The 16,955-nt window shown below is 39.2% G+C and carries 16 protein-coding genes; 12 read left to right on the top strand and 4 right to left on the bottom strand.

The window, feature by feature from the left end:
- Window positions 1-33: 33 nt before the first annotated feature.
- The 8 genes from PQ456_RS22745 to PQ456_RS22710 all read left to right on the top strand — a co-directional run bounded on the left by PQ456_RS22745 (window position 34) and on the right by PQ456_RS22710 (window position 9,731).
- Window positions 34-201 carry a CxxH/CxxC protein gene (locus tag PQ456_RS22745; RefSeq protein ID WP_069326412.1) on the top strand — a complete coding sequence of 56 codons (168 nt, stop codon included), beginning with the start codon at window positions 34-36 and terminating at the stop codon, window positions 199-201.
- A 402-nt stretch (window positions 202-603) separates the two neighbouring features.
- Window positions 604-2,562, top strand: coding sequence for an acyltransferase family protein (locus PQ456_RS22740; protein WP_273614273.1), 1,959 nt, complete (start codon window positions 604-606; stop codon window positions 2,560-2,562).
- A gap of 709 nt (window positions 2,563-3,271) precedes the next feature.
- On the top strand, window positions 3,272-4,705 hold the full coding sequence (locus tag PQ456_RS22735; RefSeq protein WP_273614272.1) for a VanZ family protein: 1,434 nt from the start codon (window positions 3,272-3,274) through the stop codon (window positions 4,703-4,705).
- A gap of 85 nt (window positions 4,706-4,790) precedes the next feature.
- The gene (rlmH, locus tag PQ456_RS22730; protein WP_204825774.1) at window positions 4,791-5,270 is read left to right on the top strand and encodes a 23S rRNA (pseudouridine(1915)-N(3))-methyltransferase RlmH; all 480 of its coding nucleotides are present in this window, start codon (window positions 4,791-4,793) and stop codon (window positions 5,268-5,270) included.
- Between the two features lie 377 nt (window positions 5,271-5,647).
- Window positions 5,648-6,298 carry a DUF2306 domain-containing protein gene (locus PQ456_RS22725; RefSeq protein ID WP_273614271.1) on the top strand — a complete coding sequence of 217 codons (651 nt, stop codon included), beginning with the start codon at window positions 5,648-5,650 and terminating at the stop codon, window positions 6,296-6,298.
- Between the two features lie 255 nt (window positions 6,299-6,553).
- Complete coding sequence (locus PQ456_RS22720) at window positions 6,554-6,832, top strand: hypothetical protein (RefSeq protein WP_273614270.1); 279 nt, start codon at window positions 6,554-6,556, stop codon at window positions 6,830-6,832.
- Between the two features lie 61 nt (window positions 6,833-6,893).
- Window positions 6,894-7,613, top strand: coding sequence for an SDR family NAD(P)-dependent oxidoreductase (locus tag PQ456_RS22715; protein WP_273614269.1), 720 nt, complete (start codon window positions 6,894-6,896; stop codon window positions 7,611-7,613).
- Between the two features lie 378 nt (window positions 7,614-7,991).
- Window positions 7,992-9,731: an ABC-F family ATP-binding cassette domain-containing protein gene (locus PQ456_RS22710; RefSeq protein WP_273614268.1), complete on the top strand. Its 1,740-nt coding sequence runs from the start codon at window positions 7,992-7,994 to the stop codon at window positions 9,729-9,731.
- Window positions 9,732-10,000: 269 nt separating this feature from the next.
- Here PQ456_RS22710 and PQ456_RS22705 read toward each other — a convergent pair whose 3' ends face one another.
- Window positions 10,001-10,369, bottom strand: coding sequence for a MerR family transcriptional regulator (locus tag PQ456_RS22705; protein ID WP_273614267.1), 369 nt, complete (start codon window positions 10,367-10,369; stop codon window positions 10,001-10,003).
- Window positions 10,370-10,491: 122 nt separating this feature from the next.
- On the opposite strand from PQ456_RS22705, the gene PQ456_RS22700 reads away from it, so the two are divergent.
- Window positions 10,492-11,154 (top strand): NAD(P)-dependent oxidoreductase, encoded by a 663-nt coding sequence (locus tag PQ456_RS22700; protein WP_273614266.1) that lies wholly within the window; start codon window positions 10,492-10,494, stop codon window positions 11,152-11,154.
- Between the two features lie 126 nt (window positions 11,155-11,280).
- Window positions 11,281-12,366: an FAD-dependent monooxygenase gene (locus PQ456_RS22695; RefSeq protein WP_273614265.1), complete on the top strand. Its 1,086-nt coding sequence runs from the start codon at window positions 11,281-11,283 to the stop codon at window positions 12,364-12,366.
- Between the two features lie 162 nt (window positions 12,367-12,528).
- Here PQ456_RS22695 and PQ456_RS22690 read toward each other — a convergent pair whose 3' ends face one another.
- Window positions 12,529-13,725 (bottom strand): MFS transporter, encoded by a 1,197-nt coding sequence (locus PQ456_RS22690; protein WP_420540631.1) that lies wholly within the window; start codon window positions 13,723-13,725, stop codon window positions 12,529-12,531.
- Between the two features lie 136 nt (window positions 13,726-13,861).
- On the bottom strand, window positions 13,862-14,257 hold the full coding sequence (locus PQ456_RS22685; protein WP_273614263.1) for a MerR family transcriptional regulator: 396 nt from the start codon (window positions 14,255-14,257) through the stop codon (window positions 13,862-13,864).
- A gap of 230 nt (window positions 14,258-14,487) precedes the next feature.
- On the opposite strand from PQ456_RS22685, the gene PQ456_RS22680 reads away from it, so the two are divergent.
- The gene (locus tag PQ456_RS22680) at window positions 14,488-14,961 is read left to right on the top strand and encodes a DinB family protein (protein WP_273614262.1); all 474 of its coding nucleotides are present in this window, start codon (window positions 14,488-14,490) and stop codon (window positions 14,959-14,961) included.
- 93 nt (window positions 14,962-15,054) lie between these two features.
- On the opposite strand, the gene PQ456_RS22675 is transcribed toward PQ456_RS22680, so the two are convergent.
- Window positions 15,055-15,477, bottom strand: coding sequence for a MerR family transcriptional regulator (locus tag PQ456_RS22675; RefSeq protein ID WP_273614261.1), 423 nt, complete (start codon window positions 15,475-15,477; stop codon window positions 15,055-15,057).
- Between the two features lie 175 nt (window positions 15,478-15,652).
- Between PQ456_RS22675 and PQ456_RS22670 the strand changes: the two genes are divergently transcribed.
- The gene (locus PQ456_RS22670; RefSeq protein ID WP_273614260.1) at window positions 15,653-16,765 is read left to right on the top strand and encodes an NADH-dependent flavin oxidoreductase; all 1,113 of its coding nucleotides are present in this window, start codon (window positions 15,653-15,655) and stop codon (window positions 16,763-16,765) included.
- Window positions 16,766-16,955 lie beyond the last annotated feature (190 nt).

Genomic DNA, 16,955 nt, shown 5'->3' with positions numbered 1-16,955 from the left:
ATATTGAACCAGTAAAGGAGCTTGACCCTATTGATGTATGTCGTATGTAAAGAACACATTGAAAAAGCATTGGAAGAATTCGTAGATGAATTGGAAGAAGCACCGGATGTTGTCGATCTAAAAGAGACCGAATTTTCGGACTGGGACCCGCCTGCAAAATGTAGTTATTGCGAACAACATGCTGAATTTTTGGTGGTCTAACCAGAGCAGGTAACAAGATCGCAACTATTATACAGTGACTTAGGTATTCATGAAATGGCGTTGTATAGAGAGAAATAAAGTGAATGTAATCATGAATTTATAACTAACAGGCATTCTAACCAGCACGTACAGATCATGAACGGATCAAAAGGGGGAGGAACCGTAAGCGCGGTTCCTTATTTCCTTTGGTCTGAACAGAATGTATGTGCTTTTTATATGAGGCATAACATTTTATATTTTGACGTTACTGTCATTATTTTTTAACTTTGCTGAGATTCTCTGAATAGCGTACTTCTATATAATAAAAGAATAGAAAATGGGTAAATAAATGAGGAACATGTACAGAAAGGGTAGAAGAAATGAATAACATCTGGGCACTTTTACATAAGGGGCGGTTACGTCATGTCTAAACCGCTTCAACAGCACCGTTACATGTCAGGACTGGATGGGTTACGTGCTTTTGCTGTCATGGCAGTAGTATTGTATCACCTTAATATAGATTGGGCGCCCGGTGGATTACTAGGTGTCGGTATATTTTTTGTATTATCCGGTTATCTCATCACAGATATTCTTGCAGGGCAATGGGAACGTCATCATCGATTCGATCTAGTCGACTTCTGGATTAGACGCGCAAGACGCTTATTACCTGCTATGTTCGCAATGATCATCTTGGTCGTGTTATGGTGTCTGGTCGTAGATCATTCACGTCTGCCAGCACTGATGGGAGATGTACCTGCGGCATTATTTTATGTCAGCAACTGGTGGTTTATTTTCCATAAAGTATCGTATTTTGAAAGCTTCGGCCCGGCTTCACCACTCGGTCATCTGTGGTCGCTGGCTGTCGAAGAACAATTCTATCTAATCTGGCCATTGCTACTTGCATTAGGGCTGAAATTCCTACCGAAACGTGTTAATCTAGCAGGTTGGATTCTGAGTCTAGCTGCAATCTCAGCACTGTTAATGGCTGTATTATATGAACCGGGTAGCGATCCTAGTCGTGTCTACTATGGAACAGATACACGTATCTTTGCACTATTGATCGGAGCGGCGCTTGCGATTGTATGGCCAAGTGCCAAGCTCAAAGCTCGCGTCTCTTCTCAAGCACGTACCGTACTAGATGTTGTCGGTGTCGGGACGTTATTCGTACTGGGCTGGATGATCTGGCATACGAATGAATATCAGCCATTTCTATATCGTGGTGGAATGGTGCTTATCGCCATCATCACAGCACTGCTGATTGCCACATTGGCTCATCCAGCAAGTCGCCTTGCGATTGTGCTCGGTTGCAAGTCTTTACGCTGGTTAGGCAAAAGATCTTATGGACTGTATCTGTGGCATTTCCCGGTGATCACACTCTCGACTTCACAGATCAGTACAACAGAACCTTCGATTATCAAAAGTATTGTACAAGTAGCCGTCAGTCTAGCCCTTGCAGAGTTATCGTGGCGATATATAGAACAACCGATTCGATACAACGGCTTCCGCAGTATTCGTCTCAAATATCGGTTACAGCATATGGGATCTAGAGTCTGGTTGCATGGAGCTGTCATTTTGGTTGTATTCGTACTGGCTTCAACAGCAATCAGTCATCTTATTTCTAATAATGAAGATACGGCTATCGCACAACATGCAGCGCAACCTTCAGCAACGGTGATCACACCTGCGCCTAAAAATGTATCTTCTCATCCAGCAACAACGGATCATACCAATCCAGAATCATCCACTGCAGGAGATTCAACCGATCCGTCCAAAGAAAGTTCAACAGCAACTACAGAAGATTCACCAGAAAGTAAGCAACCAACAACAGAAACTAGTAAAACAGGTACTGAAGAAAAAAAATCAAATTCTACGCATAAAGAACCGGTTAAAACGACAGAAGTCGATACCATTTCTGGCAAAGGCATCAGCGCAATCGGCGATTCTGTGATGTTAGATGTCGCTCCTTATTTGAGCGAAGCGATGCCAGGTATTGTAATCGATGGCAAAATTGGCAGACAGTTAACCGAAGCATCTGGAGTCGTCCAACAGCTTTCACGTAACGGACAACTGGGTCACAAAGTGATCTTAGAACTTGGAACGAATGGATCATTTACCAAAGAGCAATTAGACGATCTGCTCGCTGATCTGAAAAGCGATAGTGTGAAGAAAATTATTGTAGTGAATACACGTGTTCCTCGCCCATGGGAAAGTGTAGTCAATCAGGCACTTAGCGATGCCGCCGCAGAAGATTCACGCATTACGATTATCGACTGGTATTCCGCCAGTGCTGGACAAGATTCATACTTTGCTCCAGACGGTGTCCATTTGAATCCATCGGGTGCGCGTGCATATGCTGCATTAGTCGTCAAAGCATTAAAATAGTTATATGGAACAAAAAGGAAATAAATCCATTATTATTTTAAAAAGGTATTCACAACCTATTACTAAATGCCGATAAAAGAAAAGATGGCTTCATAAGTGCTCCCTGCATGCCGACTGAGATACAGTTAGCGTGCGGGGAGTTTTCAATTTATCAGAGTATTCAGATGAGTAGAATAATGAGCCTATACATATAAGTAGCAAAAGGATATCTAAAGGAAAACGTTATGCGTATACAAATGATTAATGATTATAAGTATTGTTTCTTGTATTAGAAAGTCTTAAGTACGACATTTTGTATAGAGCCCAAATGCCCCATGAAGATGATTAACAGTACAACTTTAACTAAACTAAAATAAATTTACTAATATCAGAAACATGAATCCATTTTACGGATTGAAATCTTCGCTTTGTATCATCAACAGACTATACAGCTCTGAAATGTTCGAAATTAGAAGCCTTATTCTTTGCGGAATAGGCTTTTTTTATTTTGGATATGAATTGAAGTTGCTCTAGATGAATTTACTTACGTGTATACTTCATTTTTCAAAATAAAGATTACCAGCTACCGTACTGGATCGCTAGCTGTGATCACGGTAGTACGGAAGTATCTAGTCATTTTTTGTATATGTTGTTACAAAATACGAGTAAGCAGTGTCTTCCTTGTGGCAAAACGTATTATTCATACAGCCAAAATGAAGGGAGTACACACATGGATATTCAAGGAATACTTGGCGCGCTGTTACCACTTCTACCAAAGGTAATCATTATAGCGTTAGTGCTTTTAGGCGTTACCTTCTTTTTTTATGTTTTATATCGAAAAAGAGGTGGCAAGAGAAAGTTCTCGGTCACACAGTTTACAGCAGGTTATTTGCTCATTATGTGGTTTGGTCTGGTTATGATGTTAACTACATTCAGCAGAGGGGAAAACTTTGAGGGGTGGGTGAATTTTCGACTGTTTAGCGGCTATCTGAGTGCGTGGAATCAATGGTCTCTCAGCGAGCTTCAACTTATTATTTTTAATATGATGATGTTTATGCCACTTGGTTTTTTATTGCCACTGCTGAGCATTCGAACGCGGCGTTTTACTCCTGTACTAGTGATTTCTCTAATCGTAACTATTGGTATTGAGCTGACTCAGGTGCTTAGCAAAAGGGGTATTTTTGAGTTAGACGATATTTTGCACAACACACTAGGCAGTATAGCAGGCTACTTGATCATGCAGGCTATTCTAAACAGTGTGAATCAGCGAAAGCTAGACTTCAAATCGACAGGGCTTGCGCTGTGCATTCCCATAGCGTTTGTTCTATTGTTTACCGGTGCGTTAGCTGTCTATCAGGCAAAAGAGTTGGGTAATCTCTCAATTCGACCAGCAATCAAGCAGAATATGGATGGGGTCGAAGTTAATATAGCTACCAAGCTTCCAGAGAAGGCGGAGCCAGTTTCACTCTATGTTAATCATAGGATTTATAATCTGGAGTATGGCAAGCATATAACTGCGCTTATTCAACCATCTTTCCATCTTCAGCAGAAGCAAGGAAAACGAGTGGATGGAATGAATCGAATATGGTCATTTACCGATAATAACAGCAACTCGTATACGTTCAACTATAACGTGCAGGATGGTGTATGGCAGTTGTATAATGCGAGTGGTGAAGAGGTTAAGCTCACTAAGGAAGAACTAACAACGCAAAGAGAGTTCTACGAAAAATGGATGCTAGACAATGATATGTTACCTGCTGATACCGTATTTAGCATACAGAACGAGGATACACTGAGATGGGATATCCAAAAATCAGTGGGTGCTGTTGCAAAGGACGAAAAGGATTTTGCCGACGGCATGATTATGATTATACCTTCTGCTGATGATCAGCAGGCGCCTCGTGATTTATTTGATGCGATGAATAAGAATGAGTATGTACGTAAAGTAGACGTAATAAGTCCGGCACAAGCATATGCGTACATCCTTCAAGGGGATTTCTATATGTATAATCATCTGAAGAAAGGCGACGTGCTAACCGTTGAGAAATATGAGCTTGCATATAACTATGATTCGAAAGGATATTACCAACCGGTGTATCGCTTCACTGGAAAGGTGAACAAAGAACAGTGGGAAACGCTTGTACCCGCAATGTCTATTTCTTAAGGGGGATGCTTGCCCAAGGCTAGATAGTGTACACTTAAAAGTAATAGGCTCACGATCAGCCAAAGGATAGACGAAGGAGAACGTTATGCATATACAGATTATTGGGGTCGGCAAATTAAAAGAAAAATATCTAGTACAAGGAATCGCCGAATATAGCAAAAGATTAACGCCGTACATCAAATTCCAGACGATTGAAGTGAACGACGAGAAAGCACCGGATACGTTAAGCGATGCAGAAGTACGGATCGTCAAAGACAAAGAAGGCGAACGGATACTGGCTCAGATCAAGCCAGATGCACATGTAATTGCGTTGACACTAGATGGGAAGCTATGGAGTTCAGAAGATCTAGCGAGTGAACTGGATCGGTTAGGGACGTATGGTAGCAGTCATGTGGTGTTTGTGATCGGTGGAAGTCATGGGCTTGGGGATGAGGTACTGAAGCGAGCGCAACAGAAGTTATGCTTTGGACGGATGACGTTACCGCATCAGTTGATGAGGTTGGTGCTCGTGGAGCAGGTGTATCGGGCGGTGAAGATTAATCGCGGGGAGCCGTATCATAAGTAAAGCAAACTGTTGAGGATTGTCGTACAGATAGCGACTGTAAAACATGCTAGAACTATTATGCTGATAACAAACAGCCCCTTTAGCCTAGAGATATCACAAGGCAGCGCCAGGAACAGCAGCAGTTGAAGTGAAACGCATACGTAAACTTATTTTTAATTTCCGCGGGCATGGAGCCTAGCGGATTTTTCTTTATGAAGTGACGGAATCTGTTGAATTAGGCAAGGACTCCGACAGAAAAGGCAAAGACCACAGTATTCAATCCCCTATACTTAGAGTAAATATCCTACCGATAGGAAAGAAGCTTTTTGAAAATGCGTGTATTAGTTACAGGAGCGACAGGCTGGATTGGCATACAACAACAGAGGAGGGGCATTCATATGGGAAATAAAATAATTAGGGGACTTGTGTTCATTCTCGCAATTTCGATTGCCGGATATGCCATTGTTCAGTATGGCTTTCTCAACGCTAGTAATGCTGGGCTTGTCTCGTTCAAATTGCAAAAACCGAATTTTGAACTGCAACCATGGATATACGTACTATACACCCATATTTTTACCGCGATATTTGCTTTGATTATAGGACCCTTTCAACTATTTATAAAGCCAACTAATGGCAGAAAACGTTGGCATCGCCTAATGGGTTATGGATATGTTCTTTCGATTACAGTGAGTGGGATCGTGAATGTGTATTTATCTATTTTTGCGACAGGAGGTTGGATTTCCTCGCTTGGGTTCATGTCGCTCGATGTACTCTGGGTGGCGACTACGTTTATGGCAACGAGAAAAATTCTGGTTAAAGACATCCAAGCTCATAAAGTATGGATGCTTCGCAGTTATGCACTGACGTTTTCGGCGGTTACGCTTCGAATCTTGTTAGCACCGTTGATTTTTCTGCTTGGCGATTTCGAGGCGGCGTTTCGGGCTGTCGCCTGGCTTTGTTGGATTCCTAATCTGATCGTCATAGAAGTCGTGATTTCTAGAATGAGGTTGCGGCGACAACAAGGATTTACAACTGCTACGCCAAAATAATCCGTAAAACTGCGCATCCATAGCGCAGTTTTATTTTGTGTACGGTGGAATAAGTATCTTGCATAAGGATAGATGTAAGTAAACATTCATTCGTTGGTGGAAGATTGATATAAATACTTATCCAAGTACAACCACTGATATTGTAGTAATGTTGTGTTCATTTGTATGCGTAAACTAAATCAGTGTATAATACCTACTAAAATATGGGGTACGTATATCCTATACTGCTATTTAATTAAAGAATGGGTGAAAACGATGAGTATCCGATACACCGACTATATACGTATGAAAACAGGGCAATACCAGTCTGTAGGGAAATTTGGCGATGATATTTATGTATTTGAGATGTTAACAGGTATCACAGACACTGCGGAGTATCATCAGATTTCGAAGGAAGAGTTCGATTCATTTGAAGTCTGGTCTGAAGAAGCACCAGAGTATCCAAAAACATATGAAATCCTTGCACGTCCTGTGCTCTGTAGTGGATATTTGGGAAAAGCGTATTTAGATGCTTCGTTGCTTCGCGATATGTAAATGGGTAAAATGATGTTTAAGCATAAGCTATAAAAAATGATATCGAAAGGATACGTATGTTATGAAAAATTTTATTGTTTTTGGAGCCAGTAAAGGATTAGGTGAAGCATTCGTTAACGGACTACCCGAAAAAGGTGATCGTGTATGGGTGGTTTCTAGAACGTATCCTAATAGTTTAGATGTTGAAGATGGTATTGAAAAACATTGGATTGAAGCTGATTTGGCAAAACCAGATGCAAGCACGCTGATTGCGAATACACTGAACGATGTTACTATAGATGTCTTGATATACAATGTAGGCATATGGGAGAGCAAAGGGTTCAGAGATGATTATAATTTTGAAAACGATGATCCCGCTGAAATTGCGAACATTATCAATATCAATGTGACTTCTACAATTACCTGTATCCAGAAGCTTTTACCGAATCTGAAAAAGTCAGATAACGCCAAGATTTTCTTAATTGGTTCTACAGCAGGTCTGGAGCATAATGATTTCACACAAGTCTCATTTACAGCGTCTAAGTTTGGTTTGCGTGGTATTGGCAATTCGATCAGAGAGCATGTGAAGAAATACGGAATTGGTGTCACTTGTATAAATCCGGGTGAGATTGCAACTCAAATTCCGTTAGAAGATGGAATTGAAAAAGTGTTGTCTACATATGGTGGAACCCAGATTCCACTTCAAGATTTGGTTTCTTTAGTCAAATGCGTGATGAATCTGTCCAAAGCTTCTTGTGTCAAAGAAATCAATATGCCGGCAATGTTAGATACAAACGGGTAATTAGCTTCAAAGAGAACGATCTGACGATAAAAGTGAAATTCTTTTTAAAAAAATCACTCTGTATTTAGGAGTGGTTTTTATTTTGTATGTGGATATACACGTTATAGTCGGGTGTTAGTTTGGCTTGGATGTATAGAGTAAGCTGTACTCTCAGTAAAGATAAGGGTCTCTTTCTATATAAATAACTAAAATACAATTCAATATCTTAATGTTCCCGTAATTCAATTTTAATGATGTATAAAATACAATCAAAAACCACAAATCAATTGTACTTCCCCGTAAACCGTGTTACTCTGAGGAGTGGCACAATTGACACTCTTATTCGGCAAGACTTCTTATACAATTATCACCATTTTAGCTATAAAGAAAGGTAACACTATGATAAAAGTTGAAAACTTATCCTTCTCATTTCCGCAAAAAGAACTTTATAACTATATTTCATTTACGCTTGAAGAGGGACAGCATTGTGCTTTTATCGGAACAAGTGGTAGTGGAAAAAGTACGCTGATCGATATTCTGACCGATCCTGAACGGTATTTGTTCGAAGGCAAGCTAGAGATCGACCCGGATTGTAAAATCGGATATGTCAGTCAGTTCTCGCAAGTCGACAAAACCAAACCAATGACGGTTTTTGAATATATCGCAGAAGAATTTATTAAGATTCAAGATGAGATTACAGCGATTTATGCTGAAATGGCAACCACGTCTGATATGGATGCATTAATGGAGAGACATCAATTGGCTTCAGACGCATTTGATGCGATGGACGGAGACAATTTTGAAAATAATATTAACAAGCAGCTCAATCTAGCCAACCTGATGAAGCTCAAAGATCTGGATGTCACTTCTTTAAGCGGTGGTGAATTCAAGCTGATTCAAGTAATGAAAGAAATGCTAGCTCGTCCAGACTTGATGATTATGGATGAACCCGATGTGTTTTTAGACTTTGAGAATCTTAATTCACTGAAAAAACTCATCAATACCCACAAAGGCATGTTACTTGTGGTTACGCATAACCGTTATCTATTGAATCATTGTTTTAACAAAATCATCCACCTTGAAAATACAGAACTCCAAGAATTCGACGGACGTTATATTGATTATAACTTCTCTCTTCTTCAGACAAAGGTTGAGTTGCAAGAACTGACGGTTGCTGAAGCGGAAGAAATTGAGAGAAATGAAAGTATCGTCGATAATCTACGAGAAATCGCTACCTATAACTCAGAAGCATCCCGTGGTAGAGCGCTCAAAGCTAGAGTAAGATTTACCGAAAGACTCGAAGCACGTCGACTCAAAGCGCCATTTGTAGATATTAAGCAACCGAATATTCATTTGGATATCGATCACGAAATCGAGAGTAGATTTGCGATTAATGTCCGCGATTATAGCGTTTCTTTTGACGAACTGCTTTTGGAAAATGTAACCTTTAAAATGAAGCCTAAAGATAAAGTTGCTCTGATCGGTCCGAACGGTACAGGGAAAACGACATTGCTTCGAGATATTTTCAAAAATAATCATGAAGCAATCGACATCAAGACTGATGCTAGCATGGCGTATTTATCTCAGTTTCAAGGTGAAATGCTCACCGATTCCAATACAATTATTGAAGAATTTATAGAAGCTGGCTTTAAAACGTATGACGAGGTGATCACCTACCTTGCAGAGTACGGCTTTGAAGACGAAATTTTGAATCAGAAGATAGCTTCTTTGTCCGGTGGAGAGAAGAACTTGCTTCAATTGGCTAAAGTTGCTGCCAGTCATGCCAATGTATTGTTTCTGGATGAACCGACAAGCCATTTAGATACCTATACGCAGATCGCATTGGAAAAAGCGATAGCAGACTATAAAGGTGCGATTCTGATGATTTCGCATGATTTCTATTCGGTTGTGAATGGTATGGATTATGTGTTGATTATTGAAGATAAAACGGTTAAAAAAATGAGTATGGTTGAATTTAAAGAGATGATTTATACGAGTCATTTTAATAAAGGATATCTGGAAGCAGAGCAAAATAAAAAAGCTGTTGAAATGAAAATCGAACTAGCGTTAAAAGATACGAATTTCGAACTTGCCAAGCGTCTACTAGACGAACTGGAAGAATTGATTAAATTGGTTTAACGGACAGCGATACGATTAGAGTGAATAAGCTCTAGCTCCTCAATAAAATAAGATAATGGAAAAGCCTCTATACAGCAAAAAGACACTGGTGCATCACATCTCAGTGTCTTTTTGTTATGTAGAACTCTTTATTGCTCTAAATGAGCCATATCTTTTCAATGTAGCATCAATAGAATAAAGCCATATAGAAGGTGCTTCTAGGATTCTTTTATGATTAGCATACTAATGTTAGTTGTACTACCGATACCCGTACATGTCTCTGCAAGAAGCTACTCTTTCTTTTCTCGATCTTCCAACATTTTTAGAAAAGATACTTTTTCACTTAAAAAATCGTGAATACGATGGAGCTTTTGGATATCTTGCTCAATTTGAAGTTGATGTTGCTCAAGATATTCGCGTCGCTTTTGAGTACTGGCAAGCTGTCCATCTATAAATTCGTTGACTCCTATTCCCGTGGCTCGTAAAAGCTTCACCATCTTCAGCCAATCCAGATCAGCTTGTGTATACTTTCGGTAATTGTTAGTATCTCTGCCAACAGGTTGCAGAACACGAATCTGCTCATAATAACGTAATGTATCTTTGGATAATCCAGTTAACTGCACCATTTGCTTCATAGAATAATACTGTTCCTTAACCAATTCCGTTTCTCTCCTTGCTATGGAGTACACTCCATACTGTATTCTGATTTTATCAGTACAAAATGTATCAGGTATTATTCATGATTAGCATTGTTTATGATATTCATATTGGAGGATGATCTATGGAGGCTTCACCATCAACATTTTTAGTATTTGGTGCAACAGGTCGAACAGGTCAACATTTTGTTAAGATCGCTCTAGCGAATGGACATAAAGTCAAAGCTTTAGTACGAAACCCGTCAAAGATGAAGCAACAACATATACATTTGGAATTAATTCAGGGCTCTATTATGGATGACCAAGATATAGATGCACTACTTCATGATGTCGATGTGGTGATTTGTATGCTTGGAGATGCTCAACAACAACAGAAAGAGCCGATCAACACGTTATTTGTGAAAAGAATAATACCGGCTATGCGGCGACAACATGTAAAACAATTCCTTTATCAAGCTGGAGGATTTACTCGTCCTTATAAAGAAAAGCTTCCTTTGCTAACTTGGATTTTAAAAAATACAGTGGCAAGACGTGCCGGTCTTCTCGGTCAGCATAAGGATAATGAATCTGTTATCGAATATTTGGTGGATGAAGCGCAAGATATCGATTGGATAGTACACCGGGCGTGTATTATCGCAGAAGGTCCTACCAAAGGAATATTGAAAAGAGATCAAACTAGGTTTAGTCTAGCCACTTTTGGAGATTGTGCAGCATATAATTATAGCCTTTTAAAGGATGATTCTGCTATTCACACATGCGATTTAAGCTATTACAGCAAATCGCTTTGAAGTAGAGCATGTAGACTATTGGTATCGACAACTATTATATGCCATAATTTTTATATTCTATTGATATTATTGTACTATGCTATCTCATGTGCTTACAAATTATAGCGAAGAGCTGGAGGAAACAACATGAATAAACGAATTCTGATTAGCGGAGCAAGCTTTGCAGGTCTGGCAACAGCCTATTGGATGAATAAGCGAGGCTATCATGTAACTGTTGTCGAAGTTGCAAGCGGTCTCAAAAAAGGCGGTACTCCGGTAAATATTCGCGAAAATACGGTAGATATCGTCAAGCGCATGGGATTGTTCGAACATATTCGAGAGCATCAGATCCATATGGAACTAACTGAATTCAAAAATGCGGATGATATTACAGAAAAATCAGAAATTCGTGAGCCTCTTGACGATAACGAATATGAAATAGAACGAGATATTCTGCTACGTATGATGTACGACGCTGTCAAAGACGATGTAGAGTTTGTATTTAGCGAAAGCATTACATCGCTAACCGAGAACAATGATAACGTAGACGTCACTTTCAAAAGCGGACAACAACGTTCGTATGATTTGGTATTTGGCTGTGATGGCATCCATTCGATTGTCCGCAAATTGTGTTTTGGAAAAGAAGAAGAGTTCTCTCATTTTCTAAAAACCTATTTCTCTATCACTATCGTAGATAAGCTATTAATTCGTGAGAATACAACCCAGATCTACAATGAACCGGGCAAGACCGTTATGGTGAATGCGTATAATGGCAAAACAGATATCGTATTATGCTTTTCTTCAGATCATGAAATTACTTATGATTATCGGAATGAAGAACAGCAACGTGAGCTTATTGTAGAGCAGTTTACCGGTATGAACTGGCGTGTACCTGAACTACTGGAAGAAGTGAAAAACTCCTCACCTTTTTACTTTGATAAGCTTTGTCAGATGAAAATGCCATCATGGACGAAAGGTCGGGTAGCATTAGTTGGTGATGCAGGCTATTGTGCTTCTCCTGCTGCGGGTATGGGTGGATCACTGGCTATCGATGGGGCGGCGGCTTTGGCAGATGCTTTGGAGCAACATCAAGATGATGTAGAACTTGCATTTCAGACGTACAATAAGAGTTTCCGTCCTTTTATCGAAGAAGTGCAAGAAACGGCGGCAATGATGGTAGACTTTCTGATTCCACAGACAGAAGAAGCGATTCGCGAAAGAAATGCACAGTAGATTTCGCTGATCGATTTTTTATGTTATACAGTAACCAAACAAAAGACCACTCTCTGCTAGCACAAGAAGTGGTCTTTTTATTTTACCTATTTTCGATAGAATTTCAGATTGAAATGTAGTTAGTTCTTCAATCCATCCGCCCCTACATACATATAAAGTAGATTATGGTCTTACTTCACTAGACATTTGCAACCTTTTTTTAGAATCAAAAACCTTGATCTTGATCACAATACAGCCCAATGCAAGCAGTAGAAATAAAATACCACTCCATGTAATCGAATGTATTCCGATCTGCGATATAAACCATCCGCCAGACGTTGTTCCAATCGTAACTCCCAAGTTAGCAAACGAGACAAATAAGCTATTTGCAAATTCCGGCGCTTCGGAGGCTTCTGAAGTGAGCCAGGTCTGACTGACAATTAGACCACTGGTAAACACAGCTCCCCACAATAGAATAATGATTATCATAGGAATCGCATAACTGCCCATATAATAGACCAGTATATAAATAATACCGAGTGCAAAAGGATAGACAATAGTGGTTTTTAGCATATTTCTACTTAAATATGTAGCTGCTCGTATATTGCCAACGATTCCGCTCGCACCAAAAAGAATTAACATAATACTGACTACTTTGCCACTCATCCCGGTTACGACTTGAAGATATTCTGCAAAATAAGAATAAACAGAATATAAAGAAGCTAGAAATAAACAAGCTGTTGCAATCGTAAGCCAGAGTTGTGGTTTTCTCAACACCGTTAACTGTTTGCCAAAAGATAACTTTGTTTCAACTGGTAAAGTCGGTATAAAGACCACAATGCCAAGTAGCGCGATCGCATTGATTACCGCTGAAAATAGAAATGCGGTTTCAAGTGAAAACTGGTCGCCTATAAAAGCAGTGATCGGAACACCTAATACCATACCTATCGTTAAGCCAGTAAATACTTTGCCTACGGCGATTGCACTTTGCTCTTTGGGTACAGAGCTTGCCGCAGCTGCAAAAGCGACAGAAAAATAGACAGGGTGTAGAAAAGCAGGTAAAAGCCGAAAGATCATCAAAGCTTCATAACTGGGAGCAAAAGCAGAGAAAATATTAGCGATTGTAAATACAAGAAGTACACTAACTAGAACCCTTTTTCGATTGAACCTTGAAAGTAAAAGAGTCATAAAAGGCCCAAAAATAGCAATGATCAAAGCAAACATGCTCACTAACATTCCTGCTTGAGATACACTGATTTGAAAATGTTCAGCGATTTTTGGCAAAATACCAACGATGCCAAACTCTGTATTTGTAATCCCAAATACGCCGAGTGCTATCGCATAAGTGAAAAATGTTTTATTGGAGTACAACACAATCATCCTTTCGAAATTTAGTTGACTAATTCAATTGATTTAGTTGGTTTTATCACAAAGCCTCAACCACCCTATAAGAACTAGCAGGGAATGTATTCTAGCTGGATAGGTTGAGGACATGGTGAAGAAAAGCAGACGATATTTACTCGGCAGATGATTGTTTTGATTGGTAATCGTGTTCCATTCCTTTGTAGGTAACGATCTTATCAGCGAGTAAATCCATATTGTGCTGTAATTCTCTCATTTTCTGCTGTACTTCTGCGTAATGCTCTTCGAGAAGAATCCTCCTTGTTGTTAGAGTAGAATCACCTTGTCTTCGAAGTTCGGCAATTTCAAGCATGTTGGTAATAGACATTCCTGTTGCTTTAAGACGGGTGAGAAATTGAATCCATGTTAAGTCTGCTGAAGAATAGCAACGATACCCGAGCTCATTGCGATCAATCGAAGACAACAGTCCGATATTTTCATAATATCGAAGGGTGTGGACACTAAGACCTGTGACAGTAGCTACTTGTCGAATTGTTAATAATGTTTCCATGAGACAAAGTATATACCTTCGAGTAAACTCTAATGCAAGTTTTTTTTCGCGGTGCATTTTATGATGAAGAGCATAGTAGAATAAGGATAGTGAGATTGCTGTAATCTATACATATGACCTGTATAACTAGAGGATTAATAAGAAAGAGTATGAAATAATAAGAGGTAAAATACAGTAGAGCAGTTGCAAAAAATTCAAATATTCTGCTGGAAGAAAAGAGGAAGATACGCATGAACATCTATTGTCAGGGGATTTTTAAGCAGATGGATATGGCTGTCGATTCTGTAATTAAGCTTATTAACACATTGAGTGACGATGATCTGAGTGTTAGACCAACGGCAGAGAAAATGTCTATTGGAGAATTGCTTGCGCATATGTCTGTACTTTGCAAAGCAGACTTTCTGATCGGAAAAGGTGTCACAGAAGAGGAAATCGATCGTTTCTATGAAGAAGCGGAACCTGCGCCTCATCTAAGTGCTATCGCAGAGGGTTTACTACATCATTATGCTTTTCTCAAAGAAGGGATAGCAGAGCTAGAAGAATCAGAGCTTTTACAACAAACCACAGCATTCTGGGGTGGTACACATTCCCGGTATGAATGGCTTTTGGATACTCAAGCACACTTCTACCATCATCGTGGACAACTACATGCGATGCTCGTTCATGTGTTGAAGCGGGAGCCAAATGTGCAGTTGTTTGAATAAAATACATATAGCCCTGCACGCTAACTCAATACTGTTAGGATGCAGGGCACTTTTTTAGGTCACAATACTTAATATAAAATGATCTTTTTTCGATTAATTAACAATATTTACTTCCATACCATGACATTTGAAAACATGATCAGGGTTGTTTTTAATATCTTCTTTCTGCAGATCATACATCGCTAGTTTGTAATTGATCTCTTCCAGATGTTTTAATTCTTCTTCAATATGTTTTTGTATTTCTAATTTATGAATCTTTAACATTTCTTCTCTTTCCAAAAAAGTAGAATTACCTGCTTCAAAAAGCTCTTTATACTCTTTGATTTTGGCAATAGACATTCCTGTTTCTCGAAGACAACGAATAAAAGCAAGCCAATCTATATTTTGTTCGGTATAGACTCGTCTTCCTTTTTCATCGCGGGAGATATTAGGTAAGATGCCTTGCTCTTCATAAAATCTTAGCGTTTTCGCAGAAATATTTACATTTTCGATAACATAATTCATGGTATAGACCATATTATTTTCTCCACCTTTTAGTTACAGTTACTGTAACTAGATCATATCATAAAAGCAGAAGTGGAAACTAGAAAAATATTAGTAAAGCTATAAAAAATTTTTCTTTACTTCCCCTTACGTCAACCAATTACAATAAGTATTGTAAAGAAAATATAACATAAAGAGGGATACCGATATGAATACAAAATATAGCAAGTTATTTGAACCGTTTACTTTTAAAAGTGGAGTCACCATTAACAATAGAGTGGTTATGGCACCGATGACCACATGGGCAAGCAATGAAGATCTTACCGTTTCCGATGAAGAAGTGGACTATTATCAAGAACGTGTAAATGGTGTGGGACTTGTAATTACAGGATGTACGCATGTGACTCCGAATGGACAAGGGTTTACACATGAATTTGCAGGATATGCTGATGAGTTTGTACCGAGTCTACAAAAATTAGCGAAAGTCACCCAAAGTGGAGGCGCACCAGCTATTTTACAGATTTTCCATGCAGGTAATAAAGCATTGCCAGACTTGGATGTTGTCAGTGCAAGTGCATTACCTTCTGAAAGTACAGCTCTTGGAGCAACCGCAGCAGCAAGAGAATTGTCACATGAAGAAGTGCTTTCGATGATTCAAGCTTTTGGAGATACAACCAGAAGAGCGATAGAAGCAGGATTCGACGGAGTTGAGATTCATGGAGCACATGGATTTTTAATTCAAAACTTCTGGTCACCATCTACGAACCAACGGACAGACCAATGGGGCGGTACGCTTGAGAACCGACTACGTTTTCCATTAGCTATTATTGAAGAGATCAAATCTGTTATAGCAAAATATGCTACCAAGCCATTCATGGTAGGCTATCGCTTGTCACCCGAAGAATCATCCAAAGCCGATGGATTGCGTATGCAAGATACGTATCAATTAATCGATTTTCTGGTCGAACAAGATCTGGATTATATTCATGCTTCCTTAGATCACTTGTCCTCCAAGCCAGTAGATGCTCAAGATGATCGCACCAGACTTGAATTGATTTTGGAAAAAGCAAACGGCAGAGTACCTGTATTAGCAGCAGGTTCGGTGACAACAGCAGATCAAGCTCTTGAACATGTAGAATCAGGATTACCATTGATTGCGCTTGGACATACAATAATTATGAATCCTGATTGGGTGGAGAAAGTAGAAAGCGGACGCGAATCAGAGATTACTTCCGAATTAAATCTGTCCCGTATTCAACTTCCAGAAAAATTGGTAACTATTCTTAAAAACTCACCAGGTTGGTTTAATATTAGCGAATAATATAGAGTGATAGTTCGGATGGAAGTAGTATTATGAAAAAGAGATCATCTATAAGGTGGTCTCTTTTTGTTGATTATATTAGAATTAAAGAGAAATCATTTTATACATAGTATTTGTTGCATATACATTATTAAATTGAAAACTATCAAACGATGTAAATCAGAAATGTATTTACGAGCTACTACATTTT

The organism is Paenibacillus kyungheensis (genome assembly GCF_028606985.1).
In the GTDB taxonomy this organism is placed as follows: Bacteria; Bacillota; Bacilli; order Paenibacillales; family Paenibacillaceae; genus Saccharibacillus; species Saccharibacillus kyungheensis.
This window is presented reverse-complemented; position numbering and strand designations above follow the sequence as displayed.